Annotated in this window: 15 protein-coding genes; 13 read left to right on the top strand and 2 right to left on the bottom strand. The window is 54.3% G+C overall.

Features of this window, described 5'->3' with window-relative positions; all coding sequences use genetic code 11:
- Nucleotides 1-100: 100 nt before the first annotated feature.
- Nucleotides 101-850 (bottom strand): polyphosphate--glucose phosphotransferase, encoded by a 750-nt coding sequence (gene ppgK, locus AC6F7T_RS08825; protein WP_500717950.1) that lies wholly within the window; start codon nucleotides 848-850, stop codon nucleotides 101-103.
- On the bottom strand, nucleotides 850-1287 hold the full coding sequence (locus AC6F7T_RS08820; protein WP_500717948.1) for a DCC1-like thiol-disulfide oxidoreductase family protein: 438 nt from the start codon (nucleotides 1285-1287) through the stop codon (nucleotides 850-852). Before AC6F7T_RS08820 ends, ppgK begins: the two co-directional genes overlap by 1 nt.
- 160 nt (nucleotides 1288-1447) lie before the next feature.
- Here AC6F7T_RS08820 and AC6F7T_RS08815 point away from each other — a divergent pair, with 160 nt between their 5' ends.
- From AC6F7T_RS08815 to epmA, 13 genes are all read left to right on the top strand, one after another.
- On the top strand, nucleotides 1448-1936 hold the full coding sequence (locus AC6F7T_RS08815) for an SHOCT domain-containing protein (protein ID WP_500717947.1): 489 nt from the start codon (nucleotides 1448-1450) through the stop codon (nucleotides 1934-1936).
- A 236-nt stretch (nucleotides 1937-2172) separates the two neighbouring features.
- Nucleotides 2173-2907, top strand: a complete 735-nt coding sequence (locus tag AC6F7T_RS08810) for a tetratricopeptide repeat protein (protein WP_500717945.1) — start codon at nucleotides 2173-2175, stop codon at nucleotides 2905-2907.
- Nucleotides 2904-3920, top strand: coding sequence for a LysM peptidoglycan-binding domain-containing protein (locus AC6F7T_RS08805; RefSeq protein WP_500717943.1), 1017 nt, complete (start codon nucleotides 2904-2906; stop codon nucleotides 3918-3920). Before AC6F7T_RS08810 ends, AC6F7T_RS08805 begins: the two co-directional genes overlap by 4 nt.
- Nucleotides 3921-4034: 114 nt before the next feature.
- On the top strand, nucleotides 4035-5153 hold the full coding sequence (gene dprA, locus AC6F7T_RS08800; RefSeq protein WP_500717941.1) for a DNA-processing protein DprA: 1119 nt from the start codon (nucleotides 4035-4037) through the stop codon (nucleotides 5151-5153).
- 30 nt (nucleotides 5154-5183) lie between these two features.
- Entirely contained in the window at nucleotides 5184-5663 is a 480-nt protein-coding gene (locus tag AC6F7T_RS08795; protein WP_500717938.1) for a DUF494 family protein, read from the top strand.
- Between the two features lie 84 nt (nucleotides 5664-5747).
- Nucleotides 5748-8117, top strand: coding sequence for a type I DNA topoisomerase (gene topA / locus AC6F7T_RS08790; protein ID WP_500717937.1), 2370 nt, complete (start codon nucleotides 5748-5750; stop codon nucleotides 8115-8117).
- Between the two features lie 20 nt (nucleotides 8118-8137).
- On the top strand, nucleotides 8138-9478 hold the full coding sequence (trmFO, locus tag AC6F7T_RS08785) for a methylenetetrahydrofolate--tRNA-(uracil(54)-C(5))-methyltransferase (FADH(2)-oxidizing) TrmFO (RefSeq protein WP_500717934.1): 1341 nt from the start codon (nucleotides 8138-8140) through the stop codon (nucleotides 9476-9478).
- Complete coding sequence (locus tag AC6F7T_RS08780; protein ID WP_500717931.1) at nucleotides 9471-10058, top strand: Maf family nucleotide pyrophosphatase; 588 nt, start codon at nucleotides 9471-9473, stop codon at nucleotides 10056-10058. The genes trmFO and AC6F7T_RS08780 overlap by 8 nt, the downstream gene beginning before the upstream one ends.
- Before the next feature lie 45 nt (nucleotides 10059-10103).
- Entirely contained in the window at nucleotides 10104-10793 is a 690-nt protein-coding gene (locus AC6F7T_RS08775) for a YggS family pyridoxal phosphate-dependent enzyme (protein ID WP_500717928.1), read from the top strand.
- Nucleotides 10786-11445 carry an HAD-IA family hydrolase gene (locus tag AC6F7T_RS08770; RefSeq protein WP_500717927.1) on the top strand — a complete coding sequence of 220 codons (660 nt, stop codon included), beginning with the start codon at nucleotides 10786-10788 and terminating at the stop codon, nucleotides 11443-11445. Before AC6F7T_RS08775 ends, AC6F7T_RS08770 begins: the two co-directional genes overlap by 8 nt.
- The gene (locus AC6F7T_RS08765) at nucleotides 11442-12743 is read left to right on the top strand and encodes a hypothetical protein (protein ID WP_500717926.1); all 1302 of its coding nucleotides are present in this window, start codon (nucleotides 11442-11444) and stop codon (nucleotides 12741-12743) included. Before AC6F7T_RS08770 ends, AC6F7T_RS08765 begins: the two co-directional genes overlap by 4 nt.
- Nucleotides 12744-13061: 318 nt before the next feature.
- Nucleotides 13062-13625 (top strand): elongation factor P, encoded by a 564-nt coding sequence (gene efp / locus AC6F7T_RS08760; RefSeq protein ID WP_500717924.1) that lies wholly within the window; start codon nucleotides 13062-13064, stop codon nucleotides 13623-13625.
- A 162-nt stretch (nucleotides 13626-13787) separates the two neighbouring features.
- On the top strand, nucleotides 13788-14699 hold the full coding sequence (gene epmA, locus AC6F7T_RS08755) for an EF-P lysine aminoacylase EpmA (protein WP_500717923.1): 912 nt from the start codon (nucleotides 13788-13790) through the stop codon (nucleotides 14697-14699).
- Nucleotides 14700-14974: the final 275 nt, after the last annotated feature.

Genomic DNA, 14974 nt, shown 5'->3' with positions numbered 1-14974 from the left:
ACATCTGCAAGTCGCTAACCGACCAGCACGATCAATAGAAGAAAAAACCAGAATTGGGTTTTATATTAGTTGAACCGATAGCTAAAAGCGATTGAAAACCTCAAAGGTCAAGTTTTCCCGCTTGACAGGCTGCACCGACAATCCCGGCCTGATTCAGCAACCGCGCTGGCGCCAGCTGGGCCCGGGTCCGCAGGTAGGGAAAAAACTGATCACTGCGCTGACTGACGCCGCCACCGATGATGATCAGATCCGGTGACAACAAACGTTCAATCTGGCCGAAAAACTGATTCAGGCGACCGCCCCACTCCTGCCAGCTGAGATTTTCCTGCGTCCGTACCGATGCCGCTGCGTACTCCTCGGCTGAACCGCCTCTTAACGGCAAAGACCCCAACTCAAGATTAGGAAACAACTGCTGACGATAAAAAAGGGCCGAACCAATACCCGTACCCAGAGTCAAAACCAGTACCGTTTCATCATGACCCGCTCCGGCGCCGAAACGCATTTCCGCCAGGCCGGCGGCGTCAGCATCGTTCAGCACCACACACGTGCCGGCGATGGCGCGGCCAAATAGTTCCGTCGCATCAACACCGATCCAGCTGGTATCAATATTGGCGGCGGTAGCGACCACCCCGGCACGGATCACCGCTGGAAAACCGATGCCGACAGGCCCCTGCCATTCCAGCGTTGACACGATTTTTGCCACTTCGTCAGCGACCGCCTGTGGACTTGCCGGGTATGGCGTTGCGACCTCCAGGGGTGCAGTCAGAACAGCGCCTTCATCGGCATCAACAAGTGCCGCCCTGATGCCACTGCCACCAATGTCGATACCCAGCACCGGCAGCACCGGCATTAATCCGCCTCTTTGGCGCGTTTAGTTTTCTCATGGTTGAGCAAACAGGTGTCGGTTTCACAGTCCTGCCGGCGCCGCGGCAACAGGTGCCGATAGCGCGCAAAAACCCGATAACCACCACGACTTAAGGTATGAATTCCGGGCAAACCGAAAGTCGCCGCGGCCAGTCGCCAGACAGAACCACTGGGGAAAGACTGCCAGATGGCAATAAAAGCGTCGATGCCGGTGGTAAAGTTGCCGTTGGCATCGCGCACATGCAGTTCAGCCATAAAGTCACCCAGCGACTTACCATAGGTGTCTGAGCGGAAAAGATCGTCACTGATATCGATAAATTCAAGACGATTGTTGGGGTTTTTGCGCCGGTAGCTTTCCATTTCAGCACTACAGACGCGGCAGGAGCCGTCAAAAAAAATTTGCAGCGGAAAGGCAATTGCCATATCTTGCCCCCATCATCAAGGAAAGGTTAGGATGAAAATTCAGCGTCGGCACACCGACAAGCAGCGCCACGGTGAAACCTGATCATAGCACACAATCCACTTCTTACGCAGCGTTAGATTGATCATCTAGCTCGTCAGGGATTATTGTTAGGCTTTCAACATGCAGAGCAAAGAGGAACCGAACCGGTCGATGTTCAGTAGTGTGGTGGTCATCGCCCTGATTCTACTATTTCATGTTGTACTGATCGTTGGCCTGATCAGTTCCGTTATTTTATTTAAAGGAATCTACGATCTGCGCTGGTGGCTTCTGGCGGTCGGACTGCTGCTGATCGGTGCATCCTGTTATTTTTTTTACCGCCGCGCCAAGGCCGGCAAACGCCGCTTGCGCGACATCCTGAACGACCCGAACTTTCAAAACCGCATTGTCGAAATCAGCCTGCTGGGGGGGATGGCGACCCTGCGCGTCGGCCACCAGGACAATCACCATCAGCAACCACGTATGATCGATGTCAGCCCCAACGGTGATATCAAGCAACTCCCCTCCCCTTCATCTCACCAGATTGCTGAACTGACCGAACTCAACCGGATGTTCGAACAGGGGCTGATCACCAAGGAGGAGTTTATGCGCCTGAAACAGGATATTCTCTGACAACATCCGTCCGCTGGCACCAGTATTTCAGTCCACAACCCTCAACCATCACCAAAAATCACCTGTGATGCAGCCACTTTCCCGGTCAATCGCAACGGTCCCGAACCCCGGTCGCAGCTGAATTTTTGGAAGCCTCTCATTTTTCCAGCTTGACAACCTGCCCTTAAGCCTATAATTTTTACAAATTAGTATTCATTCCCTATTAACATTATGTGTTTATGGAGAAGTCTGGTTTCATGAGTTTTTCGCTGGTCCGTCATCTGTTGCGCTCAGCCGCCCTGATCCTGCCGGTAGCGCTACTGAGCTCCTGTGCCCCGACACCCACCGGGGCGCCTTCTGTCGCCTTAAGCGAACAGCTCCAGCAGATTCGCCAACAGCAGCAACAACAATCAGAACAACTGCAACTGCTGACCCGTCAGATGGTTCTTTTGCAGCAGGTGATAGGCATTGAGGAAATAACGTTGAGCGAACCAGACCCCGTCAAAGCGCTCATTTTTGCGGCAACACCACCCGCAGACGACCCCACTCCTCTGCCGCGCACAACGACACAGATCGAAATCAACCCGGCAGTCAATGCCTATCTTGATGCTTTTTCGCACCTTGCCAGCGGACGTCCCGACAGCGCTGAACGTGGGTTTGAACTTTTCTTGCGGGAATTTCCCGACCATCAGCATTCAGCCAACGCCCTCTACTGGCTGGCACAAGCGCAGTCAACCCAGGGCAAAAATGATCTGGCGACAACAACGCTGCGGCAGATTATTACCGACCCCAGGGCTCAATTCAAAGCTCCGGCAGCACTGATGCAACTGGCAGCTATCTACCGCCAGCAGGGGCTCAACCACCAGGCCGACGATATTGTTGACCAGTTGCGCATCAACTATCCCAATAGCCCTGAAGCGCAACTACTGATCCGGAATGATGCGTCGCAAACCGACAGCGACCTGACCTCCCGGCAGCGAGGGAACCGATGACACGGACAATCACCTGCAGATTATTCACCCTGATTCTGTTACTGACTTTTTCTGTGGTCGCCACCTCGGCATTTGCCCAGCGCGGCGAAATCTACACCATCAAAAAAGGGGACACCCTCTGGGATCTGTCCCAGCGCTTCATTGAGGACCCTTTCTACTGGCCCAACATCTGGGCTGACAACCCGGAACTTATCACCAACCCACATCTGATTTTTCCGGGACAGCAGATTCGCATTCTTGATGGGCGACTCGAAATCATCCCCGCGTACGCCCAGGCAGATACTCGAACTACTGCCGAAGTCCCGACAGCAAAACCGACAGATGAAGCCTTTTCAATGATTGTTGCAACCCGCGGCAATGGCTTCATCCTGACTGATGAGCAGTCCCAGGGGCGCCTCGTTGATGCAACCGACAATCGGGTTCTGCTGACCGAAGCCGACATGATTTTTGTTGCTATGGATGCCGGCAGCGTCGCCCGCGTGGGAGATTCGTTCGGACTCTACCAGCGCGGTAACGCCGTGGTTCACCCCAAGAACAAAAAACAACGTCTTGGTACCATGATGTACAATCTTGGTTCAGTGACAGTTGATGAAGTCAGAGGTAACACCGTTGTCGGCCGGATTGACCGGGCGTTTCGTGAAATCACCCGCGGGGCAGAGCTGTTTTACTACGATCCACCCCGGCGCGACATCGCGCTGCAGCGTGGCACAACTCTGGACACCGGCTACATTGTTGCCACCCACGAAGAAAAGGGAACTATCTCAACCGGTGACATCATCTTTGTCGATCTTGGGCGCAATAACGATCTGGCGGTCGGTAACCTGCTGTATATCTCCCGCCCGCGTCAACTCACCGATGAAGCCCTTAAAAATGCCGGCAATCTGGATCTGCCCGAGGAGGTTGTTGGTGCCGCCATTGTAACGGAGACCCGCGATGCCACGTCAACGGCGCTGGTCATCAAGAGTGTGGACTCAGCCGCGATCGGCAACAGCATCACGGTCGTGACCGACTAATCGCCCTGGCAACCAGAAAACCATCATCAAAGAGGATTGAATTTTTTCAATCCTCTTTTTTTCATCTTACGTACACCAGAGATCAACATTCTCATCAGCGCTGGAGGGGGACAGATGAGACAGACTCAGTTGGACTTACTGCGACTACACATGAATCCGGGCATTGGGCGCGCCACCCTGTTCAAGCTCTATCGCCATTTTGGCTGTTTCAGCACAGCAGCAAACGCCTCTAGCCGCGCCTGGCAGCAAGCAGGCATTTCTACTGATCTGCACACCACACTGCTCAGCCCAACAGCAGCAGCCTTTCGCGCCATGCAACGAAAAATCGCCTCTCAGGGCATTCGGATGATCAGCTATTGGGACGACGATTATCCGCCCTTGCTGAAAACCATCTACGACCCTCCGGCGCTACTCTATCTCCGTGGCACCCTGCCCACAAGGGACACTTTTGCTATTGTCGGCTCGCGCAAAGCCACAGCTGGCGGTCTCAAATTGGCACGAGACCTGGCCGGCAAACTGGCCACCCAAGGTATCTGCATTGCCAGCGGCATGGCCCGGGGCGTCGACAGTGCCGCCCATCAAGGTGCCGTGGACGTTCAGGGCACAACCATTGCGGTTCTCGGTTGCGGTGTCGACCGCATCTACCCGCAAGAAAATACCCGCCTCTATCATCAGATCATCGAGCAGGGTGCGGTCATCAGTGAGCACCCGCCCGGTACCGGCCCGATCGCCAGACATTTCCCCGGCCGCAACCGCATTATCAGCGGTTTGGCGCGCGGGGTGCTGATTGTGGAAGCCGCCGCCGGCAGTGGTTCGCTGATCACCGCTGACTTTGCGCTGGAACAGGGGCGCGAACTCTTTGCCACCCCCGGTGCGATCCATCACCCCAACAGTCAGGGCCCCCATCAGCTGCTCAAGGACGGTGCCCACCTGGTTACCGACAGTAACGATATTCTTCAGGCCCTCTGGCCGGAGCGGCTTACTGCGCGCAAACCTAACCGTCCGTCGTTGCCGCCACCTTCAGCGGCTCAACCGCCGCTCAATCTGGATCCGCCAAACCTGGCAGTCTATCAGTTGCTCGGTGAGAATCCTCTTCATCACGACGAAATCGCGCGGAAATGCGCCTTGACTCCCATGCACCTTTCCGCTATTTTACTCGACTTGGAGCTCCGGGGCGTGGCAAAACAGCTTCCCGGAGGCCACTACATCCGTGGCTCCCTGTCTGCGTTTTAACCGTTCCGTGCTTAACCACTTGGAGGTCTTTTGAGTGAGCGCGTCCTGGCGATTGTCAATCTGATCGCCCACTATGTCATGGGAACAGAAGACACCCCCGTCTGCGAAAAAGAACTGGTCACCGAACTGATATCTGCCGGCTATGGTGCGGACGAAATCAACGCTGCTTTTCAATGGATGGAATCGGCCGCGTTCAATTCTACGGATTCTCCGGAACCCGCCTTCAAAGTACTAAATGCCCCGAGTTACCGGATTTTCAGCGACCGCGAACAACAGTTGCTCTCCCTGGCTGCCCGGGGATTTCTGATCCGTGTCAGGGCAATGGGTCTGCTCCCCGACCCGGTGCAGGAAGAAATTATTGAACGAGCGATCCGCACCGCTGTGAATCCTGTTACGGAGCAGGAAATCAAACTGATCACCGGCATCACCCTACTGCTACGCGCCGACGACATCTGGTCACGAGAAATCGGTGGTCTGCTCGAGAGGAACTGGGAGCGTAGTTACCACTAGGTTTCAAAGGGTTGCGCTATAGCTGCAACCCTTTTTTCTTTCATCCCTGACTCTGCCGCTGGCGGTAACCCATAGAGGACATAAATGGCTCAATCACTGGTCATTGTCGAATCACCGGCTAAAGCTAAAACCATCGAAAAATTTCTCGGCAAGGGCTATAAGGTTCTTGCCTCCTATGGGCACGTCCGCGCCCTGCCCAGCAAACAGGGATCGGTGGACACAGAGGATGATTTTAAACCCAAGTACCGGATTCTGCCCGAGAGCAGTAAACATATCACTGCGCTGAAAAAAGAAGTTGCAAAAAGCTCTGAACTGATCCTCGCGACCGACCTTGACCGTGAGGGGGAAGCCATCGCCTGGCACTTGCTGGAAGCCCTCGGCATTGATGAAAACGGCAAAAACCCAGTAGTCAGGCGCGTAACATTTAACGAGATCACCCAATCCGCCATCACCGAGGCGATGGCCGCACCACGCACCATTTCACGCAACATGGTTGATGCCCAGCAGGCACGCTCGATTCTCGACTATCTGGTCGGCTTTAATTTGTCGCCCTTTTTGTGGAAAAAGATCCGTTACGGGCTCTCTGCCGGTCGCGTGCAGTCTGTCGCCCTACGCCTGATCTGCGAACGTGAAGATGAGATTGAAGCCTTTGAGTCGCGTGAGTACTGGAGCATTGAGGCAACCCTTGCCAATGCGCAAAAAGCCACGCTCAAGGCCAAACTCCACGCCCACAACGGCAAGAAACTCGACAAGTTTGCCCTCGCCGACAAACAGCAGACCGACGCCATTCTCAGTGAGCTTGAGCAGGTGCGCTTTGTGGTTGACACGCTGGAGCAGAAGGAGCGCAAACGCAACCCTGCGCCCCCCTTCACTACCAGTACCCTGCAACAGGAAGCCAGTCGCAAGCTCGGCTTTTCTGCACGTAAAACCATGAGTGTCGCGCAGAAACTTTACGAGGGGATTACTGTCAATGACGGTACCCACGGCTTAATCACCTACATGCGAACCGATTCGGTCGCCCTGTCCGAGACAGCGACCAGCGAAGCGCGCTTGCTGATTCAGCAACAATATGGCGCAGAATATGCTCTGGTAAAACCCCGGGTATTCCGCAACAAAAGCAAAAATGCGCAGGAGGCCCACGAAGCGGTCCGCCCCACCGGCCTGATGCGCGTTCCGGCAACCCTCAAGCCCTTTCTTAATTCCGATCAATTCCGCCTGTATGAGCTGATCTGGAAGCGTACCGTCGCATCACAGATGGCACAGGCGATTTTTGATGCCACCACCGTTGATATCAATGCCGGCGACAGCTACAGCTTTCGTGCCACCGGTCAGGTGATCCGCTTTCCCGGCTTTATGACCCTCTATATTGAAGGAACCGATCATCAGGATGACGAACAACAGGAAGGATTGCTGCCACCCTTGAGCGTGGGAGAAGAATTGCACAAGGAACAACTGCTTGCCCAGCAGCATTTCACCCAGCCACCGCCGCGCTTTACCGAAGCCAGTCTGGTCAAAAGCCTCGAAGAATACGGCATCGGTCGCCCCTCCACCTACGCCAGTATCATGAACACCCTGGTGACGCGCAAATACGTGCGCCTTGAAAAGCGCACCTTTTTTCCTGAGGACACCGGTCGGGTGGTAACCAGACTGCTGACCGAGCACTTCACTCAGTATGTCGACTATGACTTTACCGCTGCCCTGGAAGAAGAACTGGACGCCATATCACGTGGTGAAAAAACCTGGATTCCGGCCATCCGTCAATTCTGGGAACCCTTTATTGAGCTTCTCAAGCGCAAGGAAAAAGAGGTCAGTAAGGCCGATGTCACCACTGAAAAAACCGATAAAATCTGCCCCGAGTGTAGCAAGGAACTGGTGATCAAACTGGGGCGCGCAGGACGATTTCTGGCTTGTTCGGGTTTTCCCGACTGTCGCCACACCGAGCCCCTTGCCGGGCAGGCAGAAGAGATGGATGAACCGGTTTTTTCCGACGAAAAATGTGACAAGTGTGGCAGTCAGATGCTCATCAAGTCAGGGCGTTTTGGCAAGTTTCTGGCGTGCAGCAGCTATCCTGCATGTAAGAATATTCAGCCTCTGGAAAAACCCAAATCCCTGGGGATCGTTTGCCCAACTTGCGCTGACGGCGAAATGATGGAGAAAAAAAGCCGCTACGGCAAAATATTTTATTCCTGCAATCGCTACCCCAAATGCAAATACGCCTTATGGAATCCGCCAACAAACGAACCCTGCCCCAAATGCGCCTGGCCCCTTACCGAGATCAAAACCACCAAGCGCTTCGGCACCGTCCAGCGTTGTCCACAACCTGAATGCGGCTGGGAGAAGGTGATAACCCCAGCGGAAAAAAAGACGACAGCGCCAAAGACTGCAACGAAAAAGGCACCGACGAAAAAAGCGCCTGCTAAAAAGCCTGCCAGCGCCAAAAAAACCACAGAATAACGGCTGTCTGGACAAAACAGATGAACATTACCATTATCGGCGCCGGCCTTGCCGGCTGTGAAGCCGCCTGGCAAGCCGCTGCGCTGGGTATTCGCGTTGTGCTGCTCGAAATGAAACCACTCAACTTTTCTGCTGCCCACGAAAGTGCCGACCTGGCCGAACTGGTCTGTTCCAACAGTCTGCGCGGCAGTGGCATGAACAATGCCGTCGGCTGTTTAAAAGAAGAAATGCGCCGCTGTGGCTCCCTGATCCTTGCCGCCGCTGACGCGACGTCCGTGCCCGCAGGGGGAGCCCTGGCCGTCGACCGCGATGCCTTTTCGCGCTATATCACTGAAAAGATCAGTTCCCATCCGCTGATTGAGCTGACGAGAACCGAAGTAACCGAACTACCAACGCAAGGGGCAACCATCCTGGCCAGCGGCCCCCTGACCTCAGAGCGTTTATCACAGGCATTGGCTGAACTGACCGGCAACGAGCATCTCTACTTCTACGATGCCATCGCACCGATCATCGAGGCTGATTCTATCGATACCAGCGTTGCCTGGCGCGCATCGCGTTACGGGCACGGTAGTGACGACTACCTTAACTGTCCCTTGAGTAAAGAGGACTACGACAGTTTTGTTGCTGCACTGCTCACTGCCGACAAGGTTGCCGGACGTGAGTTCGAAAAGCTGATCCATTTTGAGGGGTGCATGCCGATTGAAGAGATGGCAGCGCGGGGGCAGCAAACCCTTTGTTTTGGTCCAATGAAACCGGTTGGCTTGCCCGACCCACGCACTGGGCGCCCGCCCTATGCCGTCATTCAGTTGCGCCAGGACAACCGTCACGCCACCCTGTACAACATGGTTGGCTTTCAGACACGCTTGACCTATCCGGAACAGAAACGCATTTTTGCCATGATCCCCGGGTTGGAACAAGCGCGCTTTGCGCGGCTGGGGAGCATGCATCGCAACACCTTCATCAATGCCCCGACCTGCCTGAACCAGACCCTGCAGTTTCAGCGCGCCCCACATCTCTATGCGGCCGGGCAGATTACCGGTGTTGAGGGGTACGTTGAGTCCGCCGCCTGCGGCTTTCTCGCGGGTCTGTTTGCCGCTTGTCATCTGCGTGGCAACCGCCCTCCCATGCCCCCGGCTGAAACCGCCTTCGGCGCTCTGCTGGGCCATCTGGTGAACGCCGACCCGGAAAATTTCCAGCCAATGAATGTCAATTACGGTCTTTTCCCAGCGCTGGAGGGTGGGCGAAAAAAGCGCACTGAGCGCCGCCTGGCCTTGGCGGAACGAGCCCTTGCGGTGCTACCCACCTGGTGGCAACAGATCCTGACGCTACAATCTGCCGTGGTAGAGAGTGACAATGGATGAAACGCTGATCCTCGCCTCCGCTTCCCCACGGCGCAAAGAACTGCTGGAACAGATCGGCCTGAAATTCAGCGTGATGCCAAGCAGCGTCGAAGAGACCATCCTGCCCGATGAAACTCCGGACGACCTGGTGATCCGCTTGAGCCTGGACAAGGCCTGCAACATTGCCCGACGCTCTGACATCAGTGCCCGCTGGGTCATCGGCAGCGATACCGTCGTCGTCTCTAACAAGCAGATCCTTGGTAAACCCTCCAGCGCTCAGGACGCGACCACCATGCTGCGTCAGCTCTCCGGTACCAGCCACCTGGTCGTCAGCGGCTATGCCATCATCGATCGCCGACAACAAACCCAACGCAGTGAAGCCGTCACCACCAGAGTCCACTTTCGGCAATTGACAGAGGAAGAAATCGCGCGTTACATTGCCACTGGGGAACCGGCTGACAAAGCCGGTGCCTATGCCATTCAGGGAATCGGTGCCTGCTTTGTCAGTGGTATCGAAGGCAGTTACACCAATGTTGTCGGCCTGCCACTTTGCCGCCTGACCCTGGCATTGAAGGAGCTGGGCGTCCCCCTGGTAATCTAAGGCAGCCGGCAAAAAGACGACTCTCTTATTTTCCGGAGACCAGCCATGACATCTATCCGTGATAACCTCGATCAGATTCGCTCCCGCATCGCTGATGCTTGCGCCATCAGTGGGCGCAACCCCAACCATGTCCGTCTGGTTGCCGTTTCCAAGGTCAAACCGGCAGAACTGATTGATGAAGCTTTTGCTGCCGGTCAGCAGCTCTTTGGCGAAAGCTACGTGCAGGAATTCCGGGACAAAGAAACTACTGTTAAAAGTCCGGTTGAATGGCACTTTATCGGCGCGCTGCAGAGCAACAAGGTGAAATATCTGTGCGGCAAGGTCACACTGATTCACTCGGTGGATCGTCTCTCCCTGGCCCAAGAAATCAACCGGCAATGGGGAAAAATCAACGCCGTTGCGCCGATCCTGCTGCAGGTCAATGTCGGTGACGAAAACAGCAAGGCCGGCTGTGCCAGCGCTGAATTACCGGAGCTGACCAGAAAAATTGCAGCCTTGCCGCACCTTTCGATTCGCGGCCTGATGTGCCTTCCCCCTTATGCTGATGACCCGGAACAGGTGCGCCCGTATTTCCGACAACTACGTGAACTTGCAGCACATATTGAAGTCGAGCAGATCCCAGGTGTCATCATGAAGGAATTATCCATGGGGATGAGCGGCGATTTTGAGGTGGCGATCGAAGAGGGAGCAACCCTGGTGCGGGTTGGCACGGCCATTTTTGGAGAGCGTGATTAACTTGCTACCTGACTCTCAACCGCAATTTTTGTTATTTGATCTCGATGGCACCCTGATTAACTCTCTTCCCGATCTGCTGACCGCGCTTAATCTGTTGCGCCATGAGCTGGAACTGGAACCTTTGTCCGCCGCCCAGGTGACCCAAATGGTTGGCGATGGGGCGACCCTACTGGTCAAACGTGCCCTCGGTGCTGACCTCTACGAACACCGCCATTTACAACGCTTTCTTGAATTTTATGGCGAGCATCTGCTCGATCACACCCGCTGCTACCCCGGCATCGAAGAGCTGTTGATGCGTCACGACCCGCGGCACATGGCGCTGATTACCAACAAGCCGATTCTTTATACCCGCAAGATTCTCGAGGGACTTAATCTCTCACGCTTTTTTAGCGCAGTCATTGGCGGTGACTCTTTTCCCCATAAAAAACCTCACCCCTATCCACTTCAACAGGCCCTCGATCAACTTGGTGGCCCACCGCAACAGGCGCTGATGATCGGCGATCACCATACCGACCTCCTTGCCGCTCAGAATGCCGGCATCGCTACCTGTTTCTGTGCCTACGGGTTCGGACACTGCGGCGATTGCATCCCTGACTACCAGGTCACCAATGCCGGGGAACTGCTGGCCTTGTTGCCGGGGAAAAATCATTGACCGCTCCTGGTTTGAGTTATCGTGAAATTGCCTGGTTTTTCTTTCCGCTGTTGCTCAACGTGCAGTTGATGAGCATTTCCCACACCATTATCAACGGCGCTCTGGCGCGCATGGACAACTATGTAACAGCCCTGGCCGGCATCTCTGTTGCCATGATTGTCCATTTGTTTATTTCTTCACCATCCTACCAGAACCATACCGTCACCATTGCCATGGTGCGTGGGCGTAATTCGTTAAAGGGAGTACTGCTATTTATCGTGCTGGTAGCGCTGTATGTCACCCTGATGCTCGGGCTGATCGCTTTCACTCCTCTGGGAGATCTGGTGCTCATCACCCTGCTCGGCACTCCTGCCGACGTTGCTGTGGAAGCGCAAAAAGCCTTGATGATCATGACACTGCTGCCTTTTTTCACCGGCATGCGTGGTTTCAGTCAGGGCATGTTGATCCGCGCACGGCGCACCGGCCTGGTCTCGTTGGCAACGGGGGTCCGGGTTGGCGGATTGTTTCTTTTTCTACTGATCGGTCGCTTCTGGTTTGATGGCGCCCAACTCGGCGCCTTTGCCCTGGTCAGTTGTGTTATTACCGAAACCCTGGTGATCTCGTGGATTGCCTGGAAGATCAGGCCACCCCTGTTGCGCGATGGTGGTGAAAAAAGTACTGCCGATATCCTGCGTTATGCTTTCCCTCTGGCCTACTCATCGTGCCTGCAACAGACCATCCCCCTGCTGATCAGCGCCATTGTCGGTCGCCTGCACGATGGTGCCCTGGCCCTTGCCGCCTTTGGTATCATCCGCGGATTTCTGTTTCTGCTGGCCGGCCCGATGCGCAACCTGCAACAGACCTACATGACCCTGGTTAAATCGGTAAATGATTACCGCACCCTGGTCTATTTCAGTTGCAGCCTATCTGCCGGTATGGGGGGGATTATTCTTCTTGCCGCAGGGCCTCTTCATCAATTGATTCTTGGTCAATTGCTCGGAATTGAAACCGATCTGCGGAACTATCTGCGCCTGGCATTCGCGGCCTGTGCCCTGTTTCCTTTCATGTATGCTGCCAGTAATCTGCTGCGTGGCTGGTTTTCCGGAGCGGAACAAACCCGTCAACTGGGACGCTCCACTCTTTTGAAGAGTGGCTTTCTGCTGCTGTTGTGGTGGCCGCTGGTCACCTGGCCACCTCCCATCCCCGGCATCATGCTTGCCATTCTACTACTGCTCGGCGCAGAAGTTCTCGAGGCCGGTTATCTCTATCGCCAGCGCAATAAGCAACCATTGGCCATTCGCGCCCTTGCCCCCTATTAAAGCTTCGCAGTAAAATGGTCAACATGAGTAAAACCATAAAAAAACATCCCTGTCAGGACTGCAGCCAGTGTCAATGGTGCAATAACGAACGCTGCCAATTGTGCCTGAAACCTACCACGCCACCACGCTTGTCGATACCTGAACAAATTGCCCTCTATGAACGGCTGAATAACGCCGGCGGGTACGGACAAAGGCATGACAACTCCTCCGAATAGACATCATAGGACAGTGTTAACCGACCTGCGCTTTTTTCATGACAACAGTTGTTTGACTGTGCTTAAATGCGCCCTTCAAAAAAAGAGCTGAAGGAGCCAGACCATGTATAGCTGTTCCGATCTGAAAAAAGGGTTGAAATTGATGATTGACGGTGACCCGCATGTCATCGTCCAGTATGACTTCACCAAGCCGGGCAAAGGACAGGCCCTATATAAATGCAAGCTGCGCAACATGATTACCGGCAGCCTCTTTGACCGCACCTACCGCAGCGGCGAGTCGTTTGAACCTGCTCACCTGGAAGAACGTGAAATGCAGTATCTCTATCAGGATGACAACGGCTATGTGTTCATGGACAAAAAATCCTACGAACAGATCACCCTGATTGAAGAGACCCTGGGCGACGATAAGTACTTTCTTGTCGATAACATGGATGTGGAAATCCTCATGCATGGCGACCGCGGCATCGGTATCAGCCTGCCGAACTTCGTCAACCTGCGCGTCATCCAAACTGACCCCTGGGTCAAGGGAGATACCGCCGCCGGCAACAACAAGCCGGCCACCGTGGAAACCGGCTACATCCTCCAGGTTCCCTCTTTTGTTGAAGAAGGCACCCTGATCCAGATCGATACCCGCACCGGAGATTATGCTACCCGCGTCAAGGAGTGATGCTTTCGCAAAAAGTATCCGGTTAGCCGGCTAAGCAAAAAGCGCCAAATGCATGGCGCGCGTTTGTTGAGCAATGAGGCGTACTTACGTACGTCGAAACAGCGAAATAAACGCAGCAACGCGGCAGTTGGTGAGTTTTTGCGACGCCATCAAGGAATAATTGTGGAACCAAACTGGCAATTGGCCCGCAAACGTAAAACCATCGAACAAAGAGCCCGAATTCTTCACAAGATTCGGGCATTCTTTATTGAACAGGGTTTTATCGAGGTCGAAACCCCACACCGGATTCCCGTCAATGCCCCGGAATTTAATATTGACGCGATCCCGAGTGGTAGCTGGTTCCTGCAAACATCGCCGGAACTCTGTATGAAGCGCCTGCTGGCTGCCGGCTACGACAACATCTTTCAGATCTGTCGTTGCTGGCGAGCCGAAGAACGTGGCCCACACCATCTGCCGGAATACACCATGCTCGAATGGTACCGGCGCGATTGTGACTATCAACAGTTGATGGTTGATTGCGAAGAGCTGCTCGCACATCTGGTTGGAAAACAGACTTTGTGCTGGCGGGGTCAAGACATTGATCTCACTACGCCGTGGCCACGCCTGACCGTCGCGCAGGCCTTTTTGCAACACAGTTCTACTTCATTATCACAAGTTCCCGACGCAAATTTTTTTTCGGAACTGATCAGCACTGAAATCGAGCCGGAACTTGCACAGAATAAACCACTGTTTCTTATCGACTACCCGACACTGCAAGGCTCCCTGGCACGTCCGAAAACGAACGATCCCGGCTGCGTCGAGCGGGTTGAACTCTATATTGCCGGGCTTGAACTGGCCAACGGTTTTTCTGAGTTAACTGACCCGATTGAGCAGCGCCGGCGCTTTGAAATGGAAGAAAAACAACGTCGACAGTCCGGCAAAACGCCTTGCCCGCTACCAGAAAAATATCTTGACGAGTTGGAAACCCTCTCAAACGCTGCAGGAATTGCTTTCGGCATTGATCGTCTGATTATGTTGCTCTGCGATCAGCCGACAATAGACGAAGTCGTTTGCTTTTCCCCCGAGCAATTATAAAATTACAACAGACCCTGTCTCCGACTCCACCCCTTGCATCAAACTACTATCCGTAGTTACCACCGACATCTCTCCCACGGAAACCAATCCAGCACTGCTGCTGATTTTTCCACTCCCCCAGGAGGTTCCAATCAACGCCACAAAACTGTTAAAGCAAAACGGTATTTTGATAGACAAAACGCTGGTTTTGCCAATTTTTTCTGTTGACACTATTATATAACAACGTATTATGTCGCCACACTGCTAGCCCATTATTTCGCATTTTTTAACCCACT

This window comes from Pelovirga sp., assembly GCF_059864205.1.
The sequence above is the reverse complement of the archived record's forward strand: the minus strand, read 5'-3'. Positions and strand labels throughout refer to the sequence as shown.

Coding starts and splice junctions, on each gene's coding strand:
- dprA (WP_500717941.1), top strand. CDS start 4,035: ATGAGACAGACTCAGTTGGACTTACTGCGACTACACATGAATCCGGGC.
- AC6F7T_RS08780 (WP_500717931.1), top strand. CDS start 9,471: ATGGATGAAACGCTGATCCTCGCCTCCGCTTCCCCACGGCGCAAAGAA.
- ppgK (WP_500717950.1), bottom strand. CDS start 850: ATGCCGGTGCTGCCGGTGCTGGGTATCGACATTGGTGGCAGTGGCATC.
- topA (WP_500717937.1), top strand. CDS start 5,748: ATGGCTCAATCACTGGTCATTGTCGAATCACCGGCTAAAGCTAAAACC.
- AC6F7T_RS08805 (WP_500717943.1), top strand. CDS start 2,904: ATGACACGGACAATCACCTGCAGATTATTCACCCTGATTCTGTTACTG.
- AC6F7T_RS08810 (WP_500717945.1), top strand. CDS start 2,173: ATGAGTTTTTCGCTGGTCCGTCATCTGTTGCGCTCAGCCGCCCTGATC.
- AC6F7T_RS08775 (WP_500717928.1), top strand. CDS start 10,104: ATGACATCTATCCGTGATAACCTCGATCAGATTCGCTCCCGCATCGCT.
- efp (WP_500717924.1), top strand. CDS start 13,062: ATGTATAGCTGTTCCGATCTGAAAAAAGGGTTGAAATTGATGATTGAC.
- trmFO (WP_500717934.1), top strand. CDS start 8,138: ATGAACATTACCATTATCGGCGCCGGCCTTGCCGGCTGTGAAGCCGCC.
- AC6F7T_RS08820 (WP_500717948.1), bottom strand. CDS start 1,287: ATGGCAATTGCCTTTCCGCTGCAAATTTTTTTTGACGGCTCCTGCCGC.
- AC6F7T_RS08815 (WP_500717947.1), top strand. CDS start 1,448: ATGCAGAGCAAAGAGGAACCGAACCGGTCGATGTTCAGTAGTGTGGTG.